The sequence below is a fragment of the Gemmatimonadales bacterium genome (assembly GCA_019637315.1).
GTDB lineage: Bacteria > Gemmatimonadota > Gemmatimonadetes > Gemmatimonadales > GWC2-71-9 > SHZU01.
In genome coordinates this window covers 38,408-61,958 of record JAHBVU010000005.1, presented here as the reverse complement: position 1 = coordinate 61,958, position 23,551 = coordinate 38,408, and the positions used below count along the sequence as shown (strand labels likewise).

Below are 23,551 nucleotides of genomic sequence, written 5' to 3'. Positions count from 1 at the left end.
CCATAGACACTCTATGGTAACGAACGGTTGCCTGTCATTGTTTCACCGGCCCCCGCCCGGACCGGGCGCTATCTTGTCCAGATCCAGCGGCTCGGGAGCGCACAGTGCGATGGATCGTCGGAGTCCTGATCGGGCTGCACGGCCTGATTCACCTGCTCGGATTTGCCAAAGCGGTCAACCCGGACGCGATTCCGACCCTGCCGCTGACAGTTTCGCGCGGCATGGGATGGTGGTGGCTGCTCGGCGGCATCCTGTTGATCGGAACGGCCCTGATGTCGGCGCTCCGGCTGCCCGGCTGGTGGCTGCTGGGCAGCGTCGCCCTCGTGCTGTCGCAGATCCTGATTATTTCAGCCTGGCCCCAAGCGTGGGCCGGCACCGTCGGCAATGTGGTGCTGCTGCTGGCCGTGCTGCTGGGCTGGCTCCTCTATGGACCGACGAGTTTTCGCCGAGCGATGGATCGCGACACGGCCGCGCGCTTCGACTCGGCAACACCTGCAACGATTGACGCACGCGATCTCGCCGGACTGCCGGAGCCTGCCCGACGATTCCTGACGGCCGCAGGCGTAGTCGGCCAACCCAGGGTGCGCAACTACCGGATCCGCTTCCGCGGTCGCATCAGGGGCACCCCAGAAGCAGGCTGGATGCCTTTCACCGCCGATCAGCAGAGCTTTGCCGACCAACCAGCCCGTTTCTTCCTGATGCACGCGCGGAGGTTTGGGCTTCCGATCGAAGCGTTCCATCGACTCGCCGACGGCGAAGCCACTATGCAGGTCCGGCTGCTGGGAGCCATCCCGATCGTGCACGCCGAGGGCCGGGAAATGAACCGGACCGAATCGGTCACGCTCCTGAATGACATGGTGCTGATGGCGCCAGCTACCCTGCTCGACCCGGCCGTCCGATGGGAAGCAGTCGACGATCAGCACGTTCTGCTCCGGTTCACCCACGGCCAGGATACCGTCTCGGCGACCCTGACCATCGACCCCGACGGTCGGCTGGTCGACTTCCTGTCGGACGACCGCGCCCGGCTGTCCGAGGATGGGAAACGTTTCGAGCCGGCGCGGTTCTCCACCCCGATCCGAGCCTACGGGACCTTCGGTCCGATGCGGCTGCCGAGCTTTGGCGAGGGCCGCTGGTCTCTACCGGGCGGGGGCGACTTTGCCTACGGCGAGTTCGAGATCTTGTCGGTCGAGTACAACGTTCGACCCTGACCGCATCTCCCTAGTTCGGGGTCTTGACAAACCCGAATAAAAACCGAAAATTGGGCAGAGTTCCTGGCAACGGAAGCCCGACTATGCCTATCGAATCGTCATCCAAGCCGTCCGCAGTCCGGGTCTGCCCCGAATGTGCCGGCCCGATCATGCACGGGTCCGCCTGCGTCTCGTGCCTTCAATGCGGCTGGGCCCGATGCGGCTAGCCTCAGATCAGATCGGCCTCGAGCTTCCGTCCGGTCGGGCACCACTGCCTACCCTCGATCGGCGCCAGCGCGGCACCGACTTCATCGGGATGCAGGTCACGCGGCTGGCTAACGCGCCGGAGTCGACCGGGATGCCGTTCTGGTCGATCAACCCATATATCGGTTGCGAGTTCGGCTGCAGCTACTGCTACGCGCGGGACACCCATCGGTGGACGTCGGAGCGTAACGAGCTGACCCGCGAACGGTTGCCGGCCGAGGAGTTCGAGCGCCGCATCTTCGTCAAGCAGAACGCGGCGCTGATGCTGCAGCAGACACTGGACCCGGGTAAGGTTGGGCACAACCCCATTGCCATCGGGACGGCCACCGATCCCTACCAGCCAGCCGAGCGCCGATTCGGGGTCACCCGATCGATTCTGGAGGCCTTCCGCGGCTACCGTGGTCTGTCGATCCACATCACCACCAAGTCTCCGCTGGTTGCGCGCGACATCGACCTCCTGCTCGAACTCCGCCGGCGCCATCAGGTCTCGGTCAACATCTCGCTCATCGCGCTGGATCCTGAGCTGATCCGCCGGCTCGAGCCGAAAACGCCACTGCCGCACGCCCGGTTGCGCGCCTTGCAGGCACTGACCGATGCCGGCATCGAAGCCGGGCTGATGATCGCACCGATCATTCCAGGCCTGACAGACGGATGGGGAGCCCTTGGTGGGCTGATGGCAGCGGCGAAGGAGGCCGGAGCGCGTTTTGCCGACGGGTCTGCGCTCAGACTCGGACCGGTGGCGCGTTCCGGTTTTCTTCCCGCTTTGGAACGCGAGTTTCCGAAGCTGCTCGATCGGTACCGCCGCCGCTACGCGCGCCGGCACGATGCCGGCCGAGACTATCTCGAGGCTCTGGGTAAGCGGCTCCGCACTCTGCAGCGAATCCACGGCTTTCCAGAAAACTTCAGCCACCGATCAGCAGAGCGGCAGTTGTCGGTTGAGAACCGCCGCGGAGCGACCCTGCAGCCGAATCTCACCCTGATGCCTTGACTGCGGAGCACGGGTCGAAGGTCGGTAGGGCACCGGTCGAGCGCTGCGGTGGCGAGCCTGGAAAGACGCGAGCCGGAACCGGGGGAGACCAGTTGCGCTGGGCTCACCACGCCAGCACGATCTTGCCGAACACCTCGTTGGCTTCCATGGCAGCGTGCGCATCGGCAATTGCCGTCATCGGATACACGGCGCCAACAATCGGGGCAAGTCGGCCCGCGGCAATTTCAGGCAGCACCCTCGCGGTGAATTCATCGGCCAGCGCGACTCGCTCCTCGCGGGGCCGCGATCGCATCACCGTTCCAATTACCTCGAGCCGGCCGCGGAGAATCCGGCCCAGGTCGACTCGCTCCGCCTCGGCGCCCTGCATCGTGCCCAGCAGGACCAATCGTCCGCGGAGCGCGAGAGATGCCAGATTGTCGGCCAGTGCGCCGGCACCGAAGAAGTCGAGAATCAGGTCGACCGGCGCGTCCAAACCTTCGCGAAAGCTGCGCTCGGACGTGTCGAGGCCGAGATCGAGACCGAGTGCCCTGGCGCGGAAGAGTTTGTCTGCCGTCCGCGAGGTGCCCAGCACCGTGGCACCCAGCCACCTCGCAAGCTGCACTGCCGCGGTTCCGACGCCGCTCCCGACGGCGTGAATCAGGACGCGCTCTCCCGGCGCCACTCGACCCCGGGTCACCAGCGCGTCGTAGGCGGTGAGAAACGCTTCGGGTATGGCGGCGGCCTCGATGTCGCCGAGCCGGGCGGGCACGGGCATGGCCTCCCGCTCGTGCACGACGAGATACTCTGCGTGCGCCCCGCCCCCGACCAGCCCCATGACGCGCGCGCCCGGTTGCAAGCGGGTGACGCCAGGTCCGCACAGTGCGACCACCCCGACATACTCGAGCCCGGGAATGTCGGGCGGCCAGCCCGGAGGCGCCGGATACTGCCCGCGCCGCTGAATCACGTCGGCTCGATTGAGCCCGGCAGCTGCGACCCTGACAAGCACCTGGTCCGGCCCTGGCTCCGGTCGGTCTACTTCGTCGATGGCGAGCACTTCACGGCCGCCGGCGCCCCGGTGCCGCACCACTCGCATCATCCCAGGTGTCAACCCGGCCATGCCACTCGTCTCCCTTCAGATTGAACGGTTGCCGGGGTGCGCTCTGGCACTGCTCCAGCACCCGGACTCGGATACTACATGCGACTACGTGATATCGCTCTCGTCGGCCTCTTCAGCGCCGGCCTGGTGGGGTGCACCGATAGCGGCGGCCCGGATGACCCACCCGATCCGGCAACCGGCCTGCGCCTCGAGGACGTCGGGAACTTCAGCTTCCCCATCCTGCTCACGGCGCCGCCGGGAGATCCTCGCCTTTTCGTGGTTCAGAAAGGCGGCGCCATCCGGATCATCAAGAACGGCGCAACGCTCGCCACACCCTTCCTCAACCTGGCCGGCCGGATCTCCACCGGTGGCGAGCAGGGATTGCTGGGCATGGCGTTTCATCCCAACTATGCCACCAACGGCCTCTTCGTCGTCAACTATACCGACACCGGCGGTAACACCAAGATCTCGCTCTTTCGGGTCGGGGCGAACCCCGACATCGCCGATCCGAACAGCGAGGGGGTCATCCTGGAAGTGCCGCAGCCGTTCACCAACCATAATGGTGGCATGCTGGCGTTCGGCCCGCAGGACGGTCGGCTCTACATCGGCATGGGCGATGGTGGCTCGGCCGGTGACCCCCAGAACCATGCGCAGCGCCGCAATAGTCTGCTCGGCAAGATGCTTCGACTCAGCGTCAGTGCAAGCGGCCAGGTGTCCATCCCGACCGACAACCCGTTCGTATCCGAGGCCGGCACCCGTCCCGAGATCTGGAGTCTGGGCCTTCGCAATCCCTGGCGCTTCAGCTTCGATCGGCAAACCGGCGATCTCTATATCGCCGACGTCGGGCAGGATGCGCGCGAGGAGATCAATGTGACCAGTGGTGCCGGCAGTCGAGGAGCCAACTACGGCTGGAAGACGATGGAAGGGATGATCTGCTATCAGGCATCCAGCTGCAATCAGACGGGCTTGACCCTTCCTGTGCTCGACTATCCGCGGGGCGATGGTTGCTCGGTGACGGGAGGCTTTGTCTATCGGGGCACCCAGATTCCCGGACTGGCGGGAACCTACTTCTACGGCGACTACTGTCGCGGCTGGGTGCGCAGCTTTCGTTGGAGCGGCGGCGCAGCAACCGACCGACAGGAATGGACCGCGCTCAACCCGGGCAGCGCGCTGGTCAGCTTCGGAGAGGATGCTGCCGGAGAGCTCTACGTCCTGGGCCAGAACGGTCGAGTTGCCCGAATCGTCGCGGCGCCGTAAGAGCGCGTTCAGGAAACCGGGCGGACGCGACGCCGGCGCGGCGGCGACCCGGAGCGGCGGCTGAAGGAGCGGACCGCCTGATGAGCAGCCAGGGTGAGCTGAGGCAAGTCCGCCGCCTGATTCGATGCCAGCTCGACCGCAACCCACCCCAGCGCGGCCGGTATCACCGCCCCGATGGCCGCCTGCCCGCGCTCGGCCTCGGCGCGCGCCACCGGGACCGGAAGGCGGAGCCAGACCGTGGCCTCACCCAGGAGGGCAAACATCCGACCTGCCGTAAAGAAGCCATCCCGGGCGCCCATCCGCCGCACGGTAACGTGGGGCAGCGCCCTCAACTGTTCACGAATCGAGCCAGACATCGGGAGATTGTATCGCCCGAAACGCGCCCCCGCTACATGGTGGCCGGAATCGTTACTGAATGGCGCTGCGGCGGGAACTCGATGACTTCAGTTCCTGACGCGAGCGACAGGCGGCACCCAGGGCTCAGTAGACTCATCCTGGGGAAGCCGCGTGAGCGAGTCGACGTAATCGACCGGCAGACCTGAAGCACGCGCAGCCGCAACGACCTGCCGAACGTAGTCGGGGTTCGCAACGCCCGGACTCCCGTCGACCGCCAGATAGACCATCGCCCGGTCTTCCGAGCCGGCGCGCCGAACTGTCACACAGGCTTTGTGATAGATGCCCTGATCGACCGCCTCGAACTGGTCCAGCGCCGCCTCGTCCTGGTCGGTGAGCTGCCAGAGAACCCCGTGAACCCTGGCGTGGTCATCGGGAATCAGCGTGCCGTATCCGGCCCGGCCAATCGCGACTCGATACCCCATCAGCGTGGCCGGGCCAAGCATCGATGCACCTGGAGCGGTTCGACCCATGTGGGCTCGATCCATGTTCGCCCCGTACGCGAAGTATCGCATCATCTCCGTTTGAAAACGTTGCCCGGGGGCCGGTGTGATCAGTGAGTCGGGGCGCCGACTCCAGCCGGCTCGTCAAGGGTTCAGTGAGTCGCGCAGCCGGCCTCGATCAGCGGCGAGTGCCGCAAGGCGACCGCGTGTCGATGCTACCTGCGGATGCTCGGGACCGAGCCGGGCTTCCAAAGTGCCGAGCGCGCGTCGCAGCAGCGTCTCCGCTTCGAGCAGCACCGAGTCTTGCCGAGAGCGCATTCCGCGATCAGTCAGCAGGGTAGCCAGCGCCAGCATCACGCGTGCGGTGACAGGATGGTCATCGCCCTGCAACCGGCCCTGACGGGCCAGCAACTCACGATAGTCGGCCTCGGCCGCCTCCCGTTCGCCCTGGGCCGCCCTGAACGCAGCCAGGTTGCCCAGTGCCACCACGCTTCGCTGATGATCCGGCCCGACCGAGGCTTCAAGCGCGCGAACGGCCAGATCCTGAACGACGATAGCCGAGTCGAGGCGGCGCTGGAAGTAGTGCGCGGCAGCGAGGTTGTTGGCGGTGATGCCGACACTGCGATGCCCGTCGCCGAACTGGGTTCGGCGCACCGCGAGCGCCTCGGACAGCACGGCCTGAGCATCCGGGTATCGCTTCAAGGCATTCAAAACGACGCCAAGATCGTTGAGCGAGCGCGAGAGGTCTCGCGCTGCATCAGGGCCGGCAGCGCGCCGAATCGCAATAGCGCGCTCGAGCAGCGGCACCGCCTCCTCAGATCGGCCCCGCTCGTGGAGAATCCAGCCGAGCAGGTTGAGCGGTGAGGCAGCATCGAGGTGATCCGCCCCCCGCAACGAGTCACGAAGATCGAGGGCGCGGCGGGCCAGCGGCTCGGCGGCGGCGTAGAGGCCCAGCCGATCGTAGCCGTCGGCCAGGACCTCGGTCATCTCAGCCTCGAGTTCAGGGCGACCGGAATAAGCCTCGGCCAGCCGGGCCGCCTGTCGATCGAGCAGGCCGCGAGCCGTGACGGTGTCGCCCACCGCCTGGTCGGCCCCGCTCGCCCCGAACATCTCCATCAGGAAGCCACGCACCTCGACCGCCTTGTCTCGTTCCTGGCGGACCCGGGCGGATTCGTGGGCCACCCGGCGAGACTGCAGCAGGGACACGATGGTCGTGCCCGCCAGGCCTAGAAACGCGCTGGCGGCCACCGCGAGCCCCGCTGCATGGCGCCGGGCGAACTTGCGCAGCCGGTAGCCGGCGGTATCGGGCCGCGCCATGATCGGCAGCCCGCCCTGGTGGCGTCGAATGTCCTCAGCAAGCGCGGCGGCAGACTGATAGCGGCGCTCGGGTTCCCTGCGCAAGGCTTCGAGCACGATGGTGTCGAGCTCGCCGGCCAGGCGACGTCGGAGCCGGGCCGGGTCGGAGCGTCGGGCAGCGGCGAGCGCCACGGATTCCGATCCGACGCATCCCGCCATGTCGCTGGGACGTCGCAGCGACGCAGTGAGAACAGCCTGCTCGATCGCGGCAACACTCTCGCCGCCCTCAAGGTACGGATGCCGGCCGGTCAGGAGCTGGTGGAGCAGCAAGCCGAGCGCATAGACGTCGGTGGCCGTGGTGATCGAGGCATCCGTGATCTGCTCCGGTGCGGCATACTCCGGCGTCATCCTCCGAACCCGGGTGCGGGTCTCGATCGGACTCAGCGTCTCGGTCGGCATCAACACCTTGCCGATTCCGAAATCGAGCAGCTTGGGGACGCCATCGGCGCTGACCAGAATGTTGCCCGGCTTGAGGTCGCGGTGAACGATCAGGCTCTGGTGGGCACGCTGAACCGCTGCGCAGACGGTGCGGAAGAGCGTCAGCCGGTCGTCGATCGAAAGCTGATGCGCATCGCAGTACTCGGTCAGAGGCCGGCCTTCGACATACTCCATCACGAAGTACGGCCGACCGTCGTCGGTTGCGCCCGCGTCGAGCAAAGCGGCGATGTTGGGGTGATGGAGCGAGGAAAGAATGCGACGTTCGAGCCGGAACCGGTTGAGCACCTCGTCGGTGTCCATGCCGCGCCGAATCAGCTTGATCGCAACCCGGCGGCAGAGGTCTTCCGATTCGTGAAGCGCCAGCAGTACGTCACCCATCCCGCCCCGGCCGATGCGGCCGATCACTCGATAGGGTCCGATCCGATCCGGTGGTGCGACATCGAGCAGTGCAGCGGACGGCTCGGGCAGAACGGCAAGCGGCGCTTCGAGGTACCCCGGATCGAGCTCCAGCTGCGCGAGTAGCTCGTCGGCATCGCGACGCAGCGCCGAGTCGCCCGAGCAGGCCGAATCGAGATACGCCCCCCGGGTCTCGGCCGGTTGGCTGAGCGCCGCGAAGCAGAGGTGCTCGAGTCGCTGCCAGCGGGCGGGATCCACAGTGCCTCGACGTTTTAAGTCAGGATGGTTGCGACTTGCGATCTCGGTCTGGGGCGGGCGAAAGGGGCGGCACCCCGCCGTCCTTCACTCCTTCGATTTCCCGGCGGAGCCAGGCCTTGGCCATCGTCCAGATCCGTCGGACGGTTCGCTCAGAGAGACCAAGAACGGTCGCAACCTCAGGGTTCGACAACCCCCCGAAGAATCGGTACTGCACTACCCGGGCGCCTTCGGGGTTGAACAGGGCCAGCCGTTGCAGCGCGGCATCGAGGGCCAGCAGCTCCGCAGCCTGATCGTCGGAAACGAGCTGGGCGTCCGGCAGATCGCCTGCGTCGTCCAAGCCCACGTGCGCAGCGCCCGCACCTCGCTTGGCGGCAGTTCGGCGCTTCGCATGATCGATCAGAATCCGGCGCATCGCCTCGGAGGCCACCGCGAAAAAATGTTCCCGGCTCTGCCAGGCGGCCCGAGTTTGATCGGCAAGCTTGAGGTAGGCCTCGTGAACCAGAGCCGCCGTGTCGAGCGTATGCCCTGACCGCTCCCATCGCAAACGCCCATGTGCGATGCGAGACAGCTCGTCGTAAACGAGCGGCAGGAGCCGGTGGAACGACTCCTCCCGCCCGTCGGATACCTGACGCAGGAGCCCCGTGATCTCGCCAGGCTCGTCACGCCGATCGGTTTCGGCCATAGCCCTTCGCGATCGAAGACCTCGGAGCTTAGCACCGGGCCGGATCGCGGGCAAACCGAGCCCGACGGCGGTCAGGGCGGCGGCAAGGTCATCAGCACCACTTCACCGAAGCCGCAGCCGGTCGGCTCGGGATCCAGCACCGGGGCCCCGCCCTGAATTCGGATGCCGCTGCCCGGCACGGCCTCGTGCACGTGTTCATAGGCGCAGAACGGTGGATGCGCAGCAACCCTGACCGCCCCGGTGATATTGGCCAGCGGAATCACCGTGCCGGCCGAGAAGCCCCCGACGGCATGGTTGAGTTTGAGGGCCCGGGTCTGAGTATTCACCGTGACGGGGATTCGTTGCACCACCGGAGGCGCCGCCGAGCCGACGGGCTTGACGCTGATGACGAGCTCGGCCGCAACGGACCGGGCTTGTGCGCAGTTGAACGAATGCGGCACCGTCCGTTGCTGGCCCGGCTGAAGGACTCCTGTCCCCGCCGAGCCAACCTGGTACAGCGAGGTCCCGACCACTTGCGATTGCACCTCGATCGCTTCGTCGCCGTCGTTGCGATAGATGAGCGGCGGCCCCAGGGTCGGACAGGGCGACTCACCGACGATGTGATTGAAGAGAATTTCCGTCAGACTGACAAAGAGCTTGGGCGCCGGCGCACAAGGATTGCCGGGCACGCCCGGCTCGAACGCCGGTTCGACATCGGTGCGGTTTCCGTTGACCGTTATTCCGTCTGCACCGGCGAGACCACCCGCCCCGACCGGTTGCCCGTTGCCGCCCTTGCCTCCGTTTCCGGCGGTCTCCACGAAGACGTTGCCGTCATCCCCGGCAAAGAACCCGGTTCCACCGACACCGTCCGCTCCGGTAGCATCTCCGCCGTTGCCTCCCGCCCCACCCTGCTTGGGCTCGACCCCGCAGTCGTTCCAGCCGTCACCGCCGATGCCGGCGAGGAAACGAGCAAAGCCGCCGTCGCCGCCGTCTCCGATCAGTCCGCCCACCGGCGGGGGAAAGGTGGCGCGAGCATGGCCACCCTCGCCGCCCGTGGCCTTGATGGCTCCGCCATGGCCGCCGTCGGGCACCTCCTCGGTTGGTGCGAATGAGCCGTTGCCGGCGGTTGCGGTCGCGTTGCCGCCGCGCCGCCCGTCGCCGCCCTGCAAGGTGGGCATCCCGCCGGCATTGCCCGTGATCCGGAACTGATTGGCGGGCGACCCGGCACCGACGCCGCCGATCGCCTCGGCATCCCCGCCGTCCTGCTCCCGGTCGCTGCCCGCCGGCGCCCGGCCCGGCACCCCGTTCGCGCCATCCGCCTCGGCGTCACCGCCACGCCCGCCGCTGCCGAGGATGATGGTCAGGTTCTGACCGCCGACGATGCCTTGTTCACCGATGACTTGGACGAGGCCGGGTTCCGCGCCGTTGCCGCCGGTCGCCTTGGCGCCGGCCGCCTTCTGCCCGGCTTTCGAAGCCACAGCGGTGGCGCGGGCGTCTCCGCCGTCGCCCCCGTCGCCGGAGGTGATTTGGACCGCACCGGAAAAGATCACGCGACCGGTCTTGGCCAGCACCCGAATCAGGCCGCCCTTGCCGCCGTTGCCGCCTCGGGCGTCCCCGGGGTCGCCGTTCAGGTCGGCACCCACGCCACCGTGGCCGCCATCCTGGCCCAGGACGCGAACGCCGGCGCCGAGATCGAGATCGGCACCTCGGCACGAGAGGGTCCAGGTCTTGGCATCGGCTCCGTTCCCGCCGGTCTTGCCGTTGGCCCCGATTTTGGCGCGAACGGGCTTGGTCACGAAGGCCTTCCCCACTACCCGGCAGCCCTGCTGCTGTTGCTGCGCAAGCGCCACCGGCCGAGACCGGACCGCCGCCGGAGAGACCGCATCTGGGAAATCTTCGTCGCTGAGATCGGGATCGTTGGTGATCCGACCGTCGCCGGAGGTGGCAAGACTGTCGGTTCCGGTGACGAGATAGCCTTCGCGACCGACGATGAGAAGCCCTGGCGGAGTGTCGCCCGGTACTGCGCAGCTGTTGTCGATCGAGCCTGTGACGGTGACCGTCTGCTCGCTCACGACGGTGAGACCGCGGCAATCGCCCACGATCTTTCCGGCAATCTCGACCACGCTGTCGGCGTTGATCGTCACGTCGCCGGCAAGGGTCACGGTCCGTCCGGCCGGAATCACGAGCCGAGTCAGGTTGATGGTGCCAGCCGCGAGCGTAGTGTCCTGTGACGGCTGCAGCACGACTTCCTTGCCGATTGCTGCGAAGACGGCCGCGGTAAGCGCCGTGCCCTGCACCGTTGCAGAGAGCGCATTGGCTCCATCGGTCGGGCCGAGGATCCAGTCACCCACCGTAGCGACACCGGAGGCATTCGTCTGCTGGGTACCGCCGGCAACCGACCCGCCTCCCCCGGTCACGCTGAAGACCACTGTGGCGCTGGCGACGGGATTGCCGTGCTGATCGAGCACGCGAACCGAGGGCTTCACGGCCACCGCGGTCTTGACTGCGGCGGTCTGCCCGTCCCCCGCCGCCTTCTCCAGCGTTGCCGGGGCTCCGGCTGCCGCGGTTGCTGTGAAGGTGACGGAACTCGAGGTGCCTTGAATCGACGCGGTAAGCGTGTTGGCCCCGGGTGCAGTCCCGACCACCCAGCCGCCGACGGTGGCAACGCCTTGCGCATTGGTCGTTTGGCTTCCGCCCGTCAGGGTACCGCCGCCCGACGCGACAGCGAAAGTGATGGCGACGCCTGATACCCCGGACCCGGTGCTGTTGGTGACTCGGACCGACGGCGGGACGCCAACCGGCTGCCCCACCGCGACCGTCTGATTATTACCGTCCTGAATGGCGAGGTTCCTGGTGGTGTCTGGACCGTCCGGCCCACCAGTGTCACCCCCGCCGCACCCTGCCGCCAACAGGATGGCCACCCATCGGCCCCATGAGATCCGTCGCATCGGTCAACCTCCAAACGAAGCTCGGCGCACACCGCCGTTGGAGGTTACGCGACAGATCGGGGCAGGCACGGCCAAATGGGCCATGCCGGGTGTCGAATGGGGCTGCTACCGACCGGGGGGCCGGTCGGCAGGAAGGATCGGTCGATGGGGGCCGGCTGAGCCGTCAGCCGGTCCGTCGCATCGCAAAGACGCCGTTGAGGAAGTGGGTTGCCTTGCCGCCGTCATTGCCCCAGAAGGCAACGTCCCAACCCCGATTGCCGCCCATGGCCGGATCGACTGGTAAGAAGCGATCTTCACCCATCGACACGATTTCCGAGGTCAGGTTCGGCTGCTCGTTCCGCCCGCTGAAGGTGCGGGCCACGAGCTTGCCGCCTTCATCCGTCATCGTCACTCGATTGCCCAGCGACTCGAACCGACCGACATACCGCTTGAGGTCGACGGGCACCCGCTTGACGGTGGCGGCCGTGGGCAGCTTGGGCTTCGCGATTCCGAACATGTCGCCTAGCACCGCGTCGAAGATCCGATCCGAGAGCGGATATCCCTGGTTGGGCACGTTGGCAATCGTCGCAATCGCCATTCGCTTGGAGGGCGACCAGAGCAGCATCGACGATCCGCTGGTGGCGGTGCCGCTGTGCCCGAACAGCTCCACCCCGCCCCATTGTTTCCAGTACGGACCGCAGCACCAGCGCTGCGCGATCAGCTTGGCAGGCAGCGTGGCGACCGGCGTGTGCATGGTGCGCACCGCCGCAGGCGTCAGCACCTGCTTGCCATCGGCGGACTTGCCATCGGCCATGAACATTCGCGCAAACCGGACCATGTCACCGGCGCTGCAGCAGAGGGTCGAGCCGGCCGGCGCGATGGATCTGGGCAGGCTCCAGTTGCGGCCGCGGACCGGGCCGTTCGGACTCGCACGATACCCGAGCGCCACCGGATGGTACAACAGGTCCTCCGCAAACATGGCGGACTGCGTCAAGCCGAGCGGCCGGAGAATCCGTTCTGTCAGGAGGCTCTCCCAGGTACGGCCGGTCACGAGCTGCGCAGCGTGACCGGCCACCGTGCTGCCGGCGTTGGAGTAGCCGTAGGCGGTGCCGGGCTCGTACACGAGGGGAACCTTGGCAAGCGCAGCGACGTAGCGCGCCACGGCGTCGTCGCCGCGGCCGTGGTCCTGATATGACCCGTTATCGAGGCCCGAGCTCATCGAGAGCAGCTGGCGCAGCGTGATCTTCTCGGCGCCACCCGCATCAGCGACCTGGAAGTCGGGGATCCATTTCGTGACCGGCGCATCGAGGTCGAGTTTGCCTTCGTCGACCAGGTTCATCACCAGCGCGGCGTTGAAGACCTTAGTGGTGGACCCGATCTGAAACAGCGTGTCGGTGGTGACCGCCAGGCCGCGCTCGCGGTTGGCTTGGCCGGTGGCAAACTCATGCACCGCCTCGCCGTCGAAGACGGCGAGCTGGGCCCCGACGATGCCGAGCGAGCGAGCCGTATCATCGAGCAGCGTCTGCAGCCGCTTCGGATCGAGGCTCCGCAGGCCCGACGCCCCGAACCGTCGCGCACCCAGGCTCGGCACACCCACGACACCGGCCATGGCCGTGGCCGAGGTCGCCACGAAACCGCGTCTGTCCATCAGAATCCTCCGGGAGGGAGTTTATCGCACCAGAGCGACGGGATCGTAGCCGGCAGTCGCGGCAATCCGTGCGACGGTGTCGCCGATCTTGTTGTTGGGGGTCGAGGCGCCTGCGGTCAATCCGATCCGACGCGCCGTGCCAAGCCAGCCGGCATCGACGACCTCTGCTTTGGTACCAACCGGCTGATGACGAATCGAACCGGAGTCGGGATCGATGCAATCGGCGTCTTCGATGTGATAGGTCCGCACACCGCGCCGGTGGCAGAGAGCGGCCAGGTGACAGGTGTTGCTCGAGTTGTACCCGCCGACGACGACCATGAGGTCGAGGGGTTCTTCGAGCAGCTGCACCACCGCGTCCTGTCGCTCCTGGGTTGCCGAGCAGATCGTGTCGAAGGTGCGGACATGGTCGGCTTCGTGCTCGGCGCCGTAGCGTCGAATCATGGCCTGGCGGAACCGCTCGGCGATCGCCAGCGACTCCTTGGACAGCATCGTCGTCTGATTGGCAATACCGACCCGGACGAGATCGCGTCCGAAATCGAAGCCCTCGGAAACCCGGGACTCGTACTTGGCGCGAATCGGCTCGACCTCACCGCCCTCTTCGATGAAACGACAGACTTCATCCGCCTCAGCCATGTCGAAGACGACCAGGTACCGGCCTTCGAGATACTTGGTCACCTGGCTCGCGGTGGCCTTGGTCTCTTCATGCCAGTGCTTGCCGTGAATCACGGCCGTGTAGCCGTCGCGCGCGTACTTCTCGACCCGTTTCCAGACGTTGAGCACCGATCCGCAGGTCGTGTCGACCAGCACGCAACCGATGCCGCGCAGCGTCGTGAAGTCCTGAACCGTGACGCCGAAGGCCGGCAGAATGACGACATCGTCAGGCGTGACGGACGAAAAGTCGAACGCACCGGACTCATCGCGCAGGATGAAACGGATCCCCATGTCCTCGAGCTTGCGGTTGACGTGAGGGTTGTGAATGATCTCGCCGACCAGGATCAACTGGCGATCGGGAAACTTGGCCCGGGTTTCGTAGGCATACTCGACGGCGCGATCGACGCCATAGCAGAAACCGAACTCGCGAGCGAGCCGGAACTCGAGATCGCCGGCTCGAACGCGATAGTCGTTGGCTTTGAACGACTCGATCAGGGCACTGTGGTAGTCGGCAGTCAGGACGTGTTCGATGGCGCCCTTGAGGCCGAACCCTTTGCGGTAGTAGGTCGCGTCAGTCACCCGAACTCGCTTTCGGTCGGAAGACCCGTCCGCACCCTTCGGGGGCCGGCAGCACCGGCACATCCGTGAACGTGCCCGACAGGCGCAGCGTGTCGAAGCCGTCGCTCTGTTTGAGGCGGAAGTCGAGCGTACCCGAGATGCCGGCGGCCGTGACCGCCGTGACGTTGACCGTCCCACCGGTGGCTTCGTAGCCGCGGAGGGCCGTGTCGGAAATCCATCGCAGGGCGCCGAAGGCCAGCGGCCGCCAGCCGACCGGAATCGACCCGGCCACGATCGGGTGCTGGGCAGGCGCGAGGGTATCGACTGGCAGGACGGTAAAGCCAACCCCGAAGTCGTCTTTGATGGCCAGCACCTCAAGGAGCGAGTCCGCGGCACACCAGAGCCCTTCGGCCCGGGCCGTGTTACCGCCCTGAGTCACCCCGTCCCATTCGACGGAAACAAGGCCGGTCCCCCGCTCGATCGGAGGGACCGGTTTGACGCACGCACCGGCCGCCACGGCCAGGCCAAGAAACCAGAGACGCATACGGAAGGGAAGCTAGGCCAATCGGACCCTAAAGGCGACCGCCCGAATCGAGGGCTGATCCGGGCGGCCTGTGACTTCAATGCATCCTGCTGTGGAGTTCAGGAGGCCTGGGCCCACTTGCTCCGGCCATCGCGGTGGAGGCCATAGGCGCGCAGCCGGCGCCACAGGGTGGTTCGACTGATGCCAAGACTCTTGGCCGTTTCGGCCAGGCGCCATCCGTTGGCGTCGAGGGAGCGGACGATCGCTTCTTTTTCCCGCTCTGCGAGGGTCTTGGGTCCGACCGTGCCAGGCAGGAACATGGCCTCGCCAAGATCAATGGTGCCGACCTTGAGTGGCTTGAGCCTCCCGCCCAGCTCGGCGAGCTGCGGCATCAGTTCCCGCGATGTCTGGCTGAAATCGAGTCCCAGATCTCGGGCGTGCTCATTGGCATAGAGCACCTTACCCTGGGTGTCGAACACCACCACGCCCTCTGCAAAAGCGTCGAGCAATGTCTTCGCGAGGGGTGAGAACACCGACGGCATTGGCGGAGAAGACGGGTTCGTCGTCATGGTTGAGATAACGTCGATACGTTGCAAAAGGTTTCGAACAGAGACGATGTCGACAAGATACCCAGAACAGCACGGACGGACAAAAAAGAGTGCTGCGATTCACCTTCCGGCTTGAGCTGAATGCGTACACGAACCACCTTGACCGTCCGGTCAGTCGGGTTCAGATTAGACTCTCCCCAACCCGTCAACGCTATGCGAGACAACATCATCGACGCTTCCGTCAGAACCTTGACGGCTGCTGGCCTGGAGGGATGGTCGCTTCAGCAGGTCGCGACGGCGGCTGGCTGTGCCAAGGGACTGGTGATTCACTACTTCGGGACCAAGGCATCCTTACTCCTCGAGACCGGTGAGCGGATCGCGGCCATCAGAGCCCAACGCCGGCTCCAGGCTGTCGGGACGCGTGGCACCGCAGGCATCGATCGGCTCTGGCAAGTCATCGCTGACGACGCAGCGATGGGAACGACAGCGGCCGCCCTGGCCCTGGCCAGTCACGGCATCCCCAGCCGCAGGCCGGGCGATCCGGCAGACCTGCATGCCGCAATGGCCCTCTGCCTGGGCATCCCACCCGACTCGCTGGCTGCGCCGCTGGCCCTGACCGCCATGCTGGAAGGAGTCGAACTGCAACTGGTTCGCGGCACGCCCGTCGGCGCGGTCCGGGCCACCTTCGATCGGCTCTGGCTCTCACTGATCGAGTAGTCGCAGCGCCCCGAACTTCACTCGAAGTCCTGCTGTCTGCACTCGACAAATCGTGCCGAGGCTTCGTGAAGGAACCTTCCAGCAGGGCTCATGATCGGTTTGCCCCTCGACTGGCACCTTACCGGAGGTTCGTGGGCACCCCTTCAGGGCGAAGGGTGCATGGACCTCCGGGCGCCGTTCCCGAATCTGGAGCCCGTGATCTGACTCGGACAACGAGGTGAGGTCATGAGAGCACTGTTCGGTTTTCTCACTTCGGTTCTGCTGCTGGTGGCAACAGGACCGCTCCACGCACAACCCCGAACGGTGTCCGGCACCGTTCGCGCTCAAGCCGATGGCGCCCCCCTGGCCGATGTGACGGTGCGCCTTCGGGGCGCAATCACCAGTGTGCGCACCTCCGCAGCTGGCGCATTCCAGATCGAGGTGCCGGCCGCATCCACCGACATTCTGGTAGTAAGCCATCCTGACTATGACGTGGCCGAGGTGGAGCTGCTGGGCCGGACGAGCGTGGAGATCGAACTGCGCTCCAACATCCGGTACAACCAGTATGGTGTCGCAGTGCCCCGTAAGCCGGTGGCGGGCGAAGCCCGTGACGGCCTGCTGGTCTTCGAGGCGGCGGACGGCTCCTTCAAGCTCTGGTACGACCTGCGGGTCCAGATGGACGGCGGCTACTTCTTCGGCGAGACGCTGAGCCCGATCGGCAACGGCATCGAGATGCGCCGGGCGCGCATGGCCTTCAAGAGCGAGTTTGCCCGCAAGTGGTACGCCGAGATCGATATGGACTTCGCCGACTCCCGCGCCGACCTGAAGGATGCGTACCTGCAATACACGCCGACGCCGGGGTTCGACGTGAGGGCCGGCAACTTCAAGGAAATTTTTTCGATTGAGCAGAACACGACCAGCCGTTACCTGACGTTCCTGGAGCGGCCGATGGTGACCCGCGCAATGACGCCGTCTCGGCACGTCGGCTTCCAGGCGGTGTATGGGAGGCCCTACGTGCTCCTCGCAGGCGGCCTGCATTTTCAGATCGTGGACGGCTGGGAAGAAGTGCAGATACGCAAGGACAACAACAGCGCGTTCGGCGCGGACGAAGGCTACTCGCTGACCGGCAAGCTGGTACTGATGCCGTTCTATCATGATACCGAAAAGGGCCTGCACCTGGGTGCGGCCGCCTCCTACCGCACTCCAAAAACCACTGATCAGATTGGCACGGTGCGGTTCGACACCCGGGGAATCTCGAACATCAACCGCCGCAAGTATCTGGACACAGACCGGCTCCAGAATGTGAGCAGCACCGTCCTGACCGGGCTCGAAGGAGCGGCCTATTACCGGAACTTCCGGATCCAAGGCGAGTACAATACGGCTCGGGTCGCCTACAAAGACGCCAGCTTGGGGAAGGAAAACTTCCAGGGGTTCTACGTCTTCGGCAGCACCATGCTTTTCGGCGGCAAGTACCGCTACAGCACGGCGGATGGTGAGTTCACCCAGCCCAGTCTGGGCCGGGGCTGGGGTGATCTCGAACTGGCCGTGCGCTACGAGTACCTCGATCTCAACAGCCGCAAGGACGGCGTCATGGGTGGCGAGGGTGAGGGCATCACCGTCGGCGTGAACTTCTACCCGATCAGCAACGTGAAGCTCAGCATGAACTACGGCTGGGTGAACCACGATCGCTGGGCAAACGGGCGGAACCGCCTGCCCACTGGCCTCGACGCGCAGGGCAACCCGACCGCCAATCCGCTGCTGATCGTCACACCGGAGGGGAAGGCGGGCGAGGATTTCAGCTCATTTTCGTTCCGGGTGCAGGTCTCGTTCTAACCGACACCCGACGCTGGCAATCTGGAGGACTTGATCATGAGACAGCAACTGAAGATGGCCGCTCTGGGACTCATCGGCCTCGCCATGGCAGCTTGCGTAACCGACGCGGTAGAACCTCCTCCGCCCCCGAAGGAGGCCGAGGTAGTCCACCACTGGAACTTCAACGCCCTGCCCACCGGCCAGCTGACCGAGGCACTCGCCAGCGCGAGCACGGTGGGTACGGGGCGAATCACCTATCCCGGCACCGGCAACGGCTATATGGACCGGGTCGACCCCGGCACCGATCTCAATGCCCTCTCCGGGATACCGGCAGGCTTCGGGCTGCGACCGCGGAATCCGTCGAACACGCGGGAACTGCTGATCGTGGCGCCGTCGACGGGCTACGAGAAGCTGGAGATCAGCTATGCATTGCAGCGCAGCTCCCCGGCAGGCGCCGAACAGCAGCTGCTGCAATACTCTGCGGACGGTGGTACGACCTGGGTGAATGTGGCGCCGGCGTATGACCTCACGGCGATTGACCCGAACTGGGAACGGAAGTACTTCAACCTCGAGACGGTGGCCGCGGTCAGCAACAATGCCAACCTCCGTTTCCGGATCCTGTTCCAGGGCCCAGCCGCGGCGGGAACCTCCGGCAATCACCGGATCGACAACCTGATTATCGAAGGCGTTCCGCAGTAACGCGACGCTCCCGGCGTGGTGCGCGCGACTTCCACCAAGCGCGGGAGGTCAGCAATGGGTAAGGAGACAATGCAAATCGGGGTGCTGTCGAAGCCCCGGTTCGAGTTCCGATCGTTTGGGCAGAACTTCGACCGAATTCACCACCGGATGTCACGGTTTTCCGTGCCGATACCTGAGAAGGTCTGGGAGCGGCACTCGGACGAGATCTACATCGTCTCACGCACCAACGACGTGAACAACACCAAGATCCGCGACGGCAAAATGGACATCAAGACCTTCGTTCAGGCTGTCGACGGGCTCGAGCAGTGGAATCCGCTCATGAAGGGCGAGTTTCCTCTGCCACCCGACGTCCTCCGCAACGAAGTGTTCCCGGCGTTCCAGGTACCCCTGCCACCCCTGCCACCCGGCGACTGCAGCTACGATGCATTCCTGGAGCTGATCCGGACCCACCCGGACCTCGCGGCGGTCCGGGTCCACAAGCAGCGATTCGGTTACATGGTGCATGATACCATTTGCGAGTACGCCGTCGTCCTGATCAACGGCGCCCGAGTCGTGAGCGTGGCGACCGAATCGACCGAGGTTGCCGATCTGCAGCGCACGATTGTGGACACTGGAATGACCGGTCTCGAGAATATCAACTACCTTCAATCCATCAAGCGGGTGCTCGGGATCAGCCCGGCGCCGCTGGCCAACGCATAGCCCTGGAGGAGCGATGGCACAGGAAATCGAGCGGAAGTTCCTGGTGAAGGGCGCTTTCAAGGATCAGATTGAGCGAAGCACTCGCATCGTCCAGGGCTACCTCTCCTCCATACCTGAGCGCACGGTCCGCGTTCGGCTCAAAGGTGAGAAAGGGTTCCTCACGATCAAGGGCATCGGCAACGCGTCTGGAGCAAGCCGGTTCGAGTGGGAGCGGGAGATTCCGGCAGCGGAAGCCGAGCAGCTTCTGGCCATCTGCGAACCGGGCGTCATCGACAAGGTCCGGCATCTTGTCCGGGCAGGCGGCCACACCTACGAAGTGGATGAGTTCCACGGCGAGAACGACGGACTCGTGGTGGCCGAGATCGAGCTGTCGGCCGAGGATGAGAGCTTCGAGCGCCCGGCGTGGCTCGGGTCAGAGGTCACCGGTGATGCTCGCTACTACAACAGCATGCTGATGAAGCAGCCCTACACCACCTGGGCAACAGGCGCAGGATGAGCGCGCAGCCGGAGGTGAAAGTCGGCACGGTGCATGACTCGCTGGACATGCGCCAGTACCGGATCGAGCAGCTGCCGGTCCGGCAGCGCACCGCCTTTGAGCAACAACTGGCGCGAGCGGGACTCGTCCTCGCCCCTCTGATATTCCTGCTCTTTGCCTTCGTGATCGAGCTGCCCTACCTCCAGGGCGTGAACCCCGATTCGATCGTGTCGGCGGCCGCCAAGGCGGAACTGGCCGCCAAAGGTGCGGCGTGGTTCAGCCAGGCCAACGCCTACATGCTGGCAATCTTCCTGGCATCGATCGTCCTGTGGATGACGGCAGCGCTGCCGAACTACCTCACCGGTCTGATGGTGATCATCGCCCTGGTGCTGACGGGGGTACTCACCGAGCAGCGGGCCTATGCCCAGCTTGGCCATCCGGTGATGTGGCTCAACATCATGTCGTTCGTACTGGCGAGTATGCTGGTGGCCACCGGGCTCGCCAAGCGGGTAGCACTCTGGCTGCTCCTGAAGTTCGGGCGCACCGCCTCCTCGGTCTTCCTCGTCTTCCTCGTTCTGAACATCCTGCTGTCTGCCTTCGTCTCGGCGACAACCGCCAAGGCGGCGATTCTGCTGCCGCTCTTCATGGTTATCGCGGCAATCTACGGCGCCAGACCCGGAGAGGGGCGGACCAACTTCGGTCGCAGCATCGTCCTCCAGAACCTGCTGAACATCAACCTCGGTGCCGGGGCCTTCCTGACCGGATCCGGAGCGAACCTCCTGGCCGCCGCGCTGATCGGTGGAGCCATCGGCGGCACGATCTACTTTGGCGACTGGATGATGGCGATGTTCCCGATCATGGTCGGGCTGATGCTGACAGGCTACCTGCTCGCCATGAAGGTCTTCTTTCCGCTTGGGCCGAACGAGCGGCTGCCCCAGATCGCAGGCGGCATGGAGCGGCTGCGTGAGGAGTACCAATCGCTGCACCGTATGAGCTGGCGCGAGATTCGCGCGGTCGTCCTCTTTCTCGTGATCCTCGGGCTCTGGGCCACTGATAGGTGGCACGGGGTAAGCCCGACCGCCGTGGCCTTCGTCGGCGCCATCGTGGCTCTCCTGCCACGCGTCGGGATCGTAGAGTGGAACCAGGTCGACGTTCCCTGGCATCTGATGCTGTTCTCGGCAGGTGCGTACGCGCTGGGGGCGGGACTCGACGCGACGGATCTCCCATCGATCTCAGTCAACGCCTTCTTCGACCACCTCGGCATCGGGCAGGAAACCCCGTTCTGGGTTCTCTACCTGCTGCTGACCGGCGTCATGATCCTGAGCGCCCTGATCTTCCAGTCCAAGACCATGCGCGCGATGATCTTCATTCCGATCACCATCGGCGTGGCCGGTCGCTTCGGATACCCGGTGATCAGCCTGGCCCTGCCGGTCGCCTTCATGATCGAACATGTTTACGTACTGCCCTTCAACAGCAAGCCGGCGGCGTTACTCTACGAGACCGACCGCTACTCACTGCCCGACGCCTTCCGGTTCGGGTTCACGATGATGCTGATCGCCTGGATGGTCAACGTCATAGCTGGAGAAACCTGGTTCCGACTCCTGGGGATCACGCCGAACGGAGTGTTCGGAATCTTCTAGGCCGTTATCCGGGCGATCCGATCTGGAGGCATGATGACACTGCTGTTCAAGCAGAGCCGGGAGCTCGAAGCCCAGATCGATGAGTATCTCGATCGGATCATTCAGGGCGGGATGCTCTTCAGGCAGGGAGTCAAGTGCTTCCTCGAGCACCGAATGGAGGAATTTGAGGAGCGACTGACTGAACTGCGCGCCATCGAGCAGCGAGCCGACGACCTCCGCCGGGCCATCGAAGGAAAGCTGTACCTGCACACCCTGATTCCCGACGCCCGCGGCGACGTGCTGGGACTGCTGGAACACGCAGACGAAGTCCTGAACCTCATTACATCCACGCTGCTTCGCTTCTCGGTAGAGGTGCCTGAGCTGCAGGACGACCTCAATCCGCTGTTTCAAGACCTGGCGGACAACACCATCGCCACCGCCGAGGCGATGGTCAGCGGAACGCGATCCTACTTCCGCGACCTGGCGGCAGTCCGCGACCACATCAGCCGGGCCCAGGGACACCGCGAGGAGACCAACCGCATTGCCGAGCGCTACACCCGGACGGTGTTCCGCCGGGACCTCCGGCTCAGCCACAAGAATCAGCTGCGCTACTTCGTCTCCCACACGGAGAGGATCGCTGAGGAGGCCGAGGATGTCTGCGACCGGTTGGCCATCGCCACGATCAAGCGGTACGTCTGAGGTCGGTGAGCTGCCATGATCTGGTTCTTCCTGTTGAGCGGCCTGTTCCTCGGCTGGTCGCTCGGCGCCAACGACGCGGCCAATATCTTCGGAACCGCCGTGGGCACCCGCATGGTACGCTTCCGTACCGCTGCGCTGGTAGCCAGTCTCTTCGTCGTCCTGGGCGCGGTCGCGGGGGGTGCTGGAACGACGAACACGGTCGGGGCCCTCGGAGCGGTCAACGCTCTCGGCGGGTCGTTTACCGTGGCGCTGATGGCGGGGCTCAGCGTAGCCTGGATGAACCGCTCGGGGCTGCCGGTCTCCACCTCCCAGGCCGTGGTCGGCGCCATCATTGGCTGGAACTTCTTCACCGGCTCGCCCACTGATCTCAGGGTATTGCGCCATATCGTCACCGCCTGGGTCGCGTCGCCGTTCATCGCTGCGGTAGTTGCGATCCTGCTGTATCTCCTGGTTCGCCTGCTGCTGCGCAGGTACCACATTCACCTGCTCGAACTCGACGCGCTCACCCGGGCCGGGCTGGTCGTTGCGGGGGCGTTCGGGGCGTACAGCCTGGGAGCCAACAACATCGGCAACGTGATGGGCACATTTGCGCAAGCGTCGCCGTTTGATGATCAGGAGCTCGCCGGGTTGACCGTGAGCGGCACCCAGCAACTCTTTCTCCTGGGCGGGCTCGCCATTGCTCTCGGGATCTGGACCAACTCCTACCGGGTCATGACAACTGTTGGAGCCCAGGTCTTCAAGCTCACCCCCATCCTTGCCCTCGTCGTGGTCCTGGCACACTCGATCTCCCTGTTCGTATTTTCGTCGACGGGACTGCAGGCCCTGCTGATACGGGCCGGATTGCCTACGCTGCCCCTGGTGCCGGTCTCGAGTTCTCAGGCAATCATCGGCGCGATCCTCGGAGTAGCGCTCGTCAAGGGAGGCGGAGCCGGCATCCGAGCTGGCGTGCTCGGCCGGATTGCCGTCGGCTGGCTCGTCACTCCGGTGGTGGCCGGCCTGCTCAGCTTCGTGGCGTTGTTCGTCATGCAGAATGTCTTTGGCGTGAGGGTCAGTCAGCGCCCTCGAGCGAGCGATTTGTCCGCGGTAGCCGCTCCCGTGGTGTCAGCGCCAGGTTCGGCTGCCCCGGTCCGAGCCGCCGAGATGGCCGATCCAGGCTGGCGCGCAACGATTCCCTGAAAGCGAACGCACGCCAGCGCCCCAACGGTGCGCCCGATGGGCAGCCAGACCTGTCGGCTCTCAAGGGCGCGAGGTCGCTTCACCGTCCCCCTCGGTACAGAAGGG

Annotated in this window: 21 protein-coding genes; 11 read left to right on the top strand and 10 right to left on the bottom strand. The window is 65.4% G+C overall.

The genetic code is table 11. From position 1 onward, the window contains the following. Positions 1 to 104: 104 nt before the first annotated feature. Positions 105 to 1,208 carry a hypothetical protein gene (locus tag KF785_06260; GenBank protein ID MBX3146357.1) on the top strand — a complete coding sequence of 368 codons (1,104 nt, stop codon included), beginning with the start codon at positions 105 to 107 and terminating at the stop codon, positions 1,206 to 1,208. Between the two features lie 196 nt (positions 1,209 to 1,404). Beyond that, positions 1,405 to 2,439 (top strand): radical SAM protein, encoded by a 1,035-nt coding sequence (locus KF785_06255; GenBank protein MBX3146356.1) that lies wholly within the window; start codon positions 1,405 to 1,407, stop codon positions 2,437 to 2,439. A 103-nt stretch (positions 2,440 to 2,542) separates the two neighbouring features. Here KF785_06255 and KF785_06250 read toward each other — a convergent pair whose 3' ends face one another. Further along, on the bottom strand, positions 2,543 to 3,535 hold the full coding sequence (locus KF785_06250) for an NAD(P)H-quinone oxidoreductase (protein MBX3146355.1): 993 nt from the start codon (positions 3,533 to 3,535) through the stop codon (positions 2,543 to 2,545). Positions 3,536 to 3,613: 78 nt separating this feature from the next. Between KF785_06250 and KF785_06245 the strand changes: the two genes are divergently transcribed. Then, positions 3,614 to 4,771, top strand: a complete 1,158-nt coding sequence (locus tag KF785_06245) for a PQQ-dependent sugar dehydrogenase (protein MBX3146354.1) — start codon at positions 3,614 to 3,616, stop codon at positions 4,769 to 4,771. An 8-nt stretch (positions 4,772 to 4,779) separates the two neighbouring features. On the opposite strand, the gene KF785_06240 is transcribed toward KF785_06245, so the two are convergent. The 9 genes from KF785_06240 to KF785_06200 form a co-directional block, all read right to left on the bottom strand. After that, positions 4,780 to 5,127 (bottom strand): hypothetical protein, encoded by a 348-nt coding sequence (locus tag KF785_06240; GenBank protein ID MBX3146353.1) that lies wholly within the window; start codon positions 5,125 to 5,127, stop codon positions 4,780 to 4,782. A gap of 87 nt (positions 5,128 to 5,214) precedes the next feature. After that, on the bottom strand, positions 5,215 to 5,637 hold the full coding sequence (locus KF785_06235; GenBank protein MBX3146352.1) for a gamma-glutamylcyclotransferase: 423 nt from the start codon (positions 5,635 to 5,637) through the stop codon (positions 5,215 to 5,217). Between the two features lie 114 nt (positions 5,638 to 5,751). Continuing rightward, positions 5,752 to 8,055, bottom strand: a complete 2,304-nt coding sequence (locus KF785_06230; protein ID MBX3146351.1) for a serine/threonine protein kinase — start codon at positions 8,053 to 8,055, stop codon at positions 5,752 to 5,754. A gap of 19 nt (positions 8,056 to 8,074) precedes the next feature. After that, entirely contained in the window at positions 8,075 to 8,737 is a 663-nt protein-coding gene (locus KF785_06225; GenBank protein MBX3146350.1) for a sigma-70 family RNA polymerase sigma factor, read from the bottom strand. 71 nt (positions 8,738 to 8,808) lie between these two features. Continuing rightward, complete coding sequence (locus KF785_06220) at positions 8,809 to 11,664, bottom strand: hypothetical protein (GenBank protein ID MBX3146349.1); 2,856 nt, start codon at positions 11,662 to 11,664, stop codon at positions 8,809 to 8,811. A 163-nt stretch (positions 11,665 to 11,827) separates the two neighbouring features. Continuing rightward, positions 11,828 to 13,291, bottom strand: a complete 1,464-nt coding sequence (locus tag KF785_06215) for a beta-lactamase family protein (protein ID MBX3146348.1) — start codon at positions 13,289 to 13,291, stop codon at positions 11,828 to 11,830. A gap of 21 nt (positions 13,292 to 13,312) precedes the next feature. Continuing rightward, positions 13,313 to 14,584 carry a 4-hydroxy-3-methylbut-2-enyl diphosphate reductase gene (locus KF785_06210; GenBank protein MBX3146347.1) on the bottom strand — a complete coding sequence of 424 codons (1,272 nt, stop codon included), beginning with the start codon at positions 14,582 to 14,584 and terminating at the stop codon, positions 13,313 to 13,315. Beyond that, entirely contained in the window at positions 14,514 to 15,044 is a 531-nt protein-coding gene (locus KF785_06205; GenBank protein ID MBX3146346.1) for a hypothetical protein, read from the bottom strand. Before KF785_06205 ends, KF785_06210 begins: the two co-directional genes overlap by 71 nt. Before the next feature lie 98 nt (positions 15,045 to 15,142). Next, the gene (locus KF785_06200; GenBank protein MBX3146345.1) at positions 15,143 to 15,592 is read right to left on the bottom strand and encodes a helix-turn-helix domain-containing protein; all 450 of its coding nucleotides are present in this window, start codon (positions 15,590 to 15,592) and stop codon (positions 15,143 to 15,145) included. Positions 15,593 to 15,784: 192 nt separating this feature from the next. Here KF785_06200 and KF785_06195 point away from each other — a divergent pair, with 192 nt between their 5' ends. From KF785_06195 to KF785_06160, 8 genes are all read left to right on the top strand, one after another. After that, positions 15,785 to 16,288: a helix-turn-helix transcriptional regulator gene (locus KF785_06195; protein MBX3146344.1), complete on the top strand. Its 504-nt coding sequence runs from the start codon at positions 15,785 to 15,787 to the stop codon at positions 16,286 to 16,288. Between the two features lie 225 nt (positions 16,289 to 16,513). Beyond that, the gene (locus KF785_06190) at positions 16,514 to 18,100 is read left to right on the top strand and encodes a TonB-dependent receptor (GenBank protein MBX3146343.1); all 1,587 of its coding nucleotides are present in this window, start codon (positions 16,514 to 16,516) and stop codon (positions 18,098 to 18,100) included. Between the two features lie 36 nt (positions 18,101 to 18,136). Then, a complete protein-coding gene (locus KF785_06185; GenBank protein ID MBX3146342.1) occupies positions 18,137 to 18,778 on the top strand; it encodes a hypothetical protein in 642 nt (213 codons plus the stop codon). Between the two features lie 54 nt (positions 18,779 to 18,832). Next, entirely contained in the window at positions 18,833 to 19,477 is a 645-nt protein-coding gene (locus tag KF785_06180) for a hypothetical protein (GenBank protein ID MBX3146341.1), read from the top strand. 13 nt (positions 19,478 to 19,490) lie between these two features. Continuing rightward, complete coding sequence (locus KF785_06175; protein ID MBX3146340.1) at positions 19,491 to 19,973, top strand: CYTH domain-containing protein; 483 nt, start codon at positions 19,491 to 19,493, stop codon at positions 19,971 to 19,973. Continuing rightward, positions 19,970 to 21,592, top strand: a complete 1,623-nt coding sequence (locus KF785_06170) for an anion permease (GenBank protein MBX3146339.1) — start codon at positions 19,970 to 19,972, stop codon at positions 21,590 to 21,592. The genes KF785_06175 and KF785_06170 overlap by 4 nt, the downstream gene beginning before the upstream one ends. Before the next feature lie 30 nt (positions 21,593 to 21,622). Next, entirely contained in the window at positions 21,623 to 22,270 is a 648-nt protein-coding gene (locus tag KF785_06165) for a DUF47 family protein (GenBank protein MBX3146338.1), read from the top strand. Positions 22,271 to 22,285: 15 nt separating this feature from the next. Continuing rightward, positions 22,286 to 23,446, top strand: a complete 1,161-nt coding sequence (locus tag KF785_06160) for an inorganic phosphate transporter (protein MBX3146337.1) — start codon at positions 22,286 to 22,288, stop codon at positions 23,444 to 23,446. Positions 23,447 to 23,551 lie beyond the last annotated feature (105 nt).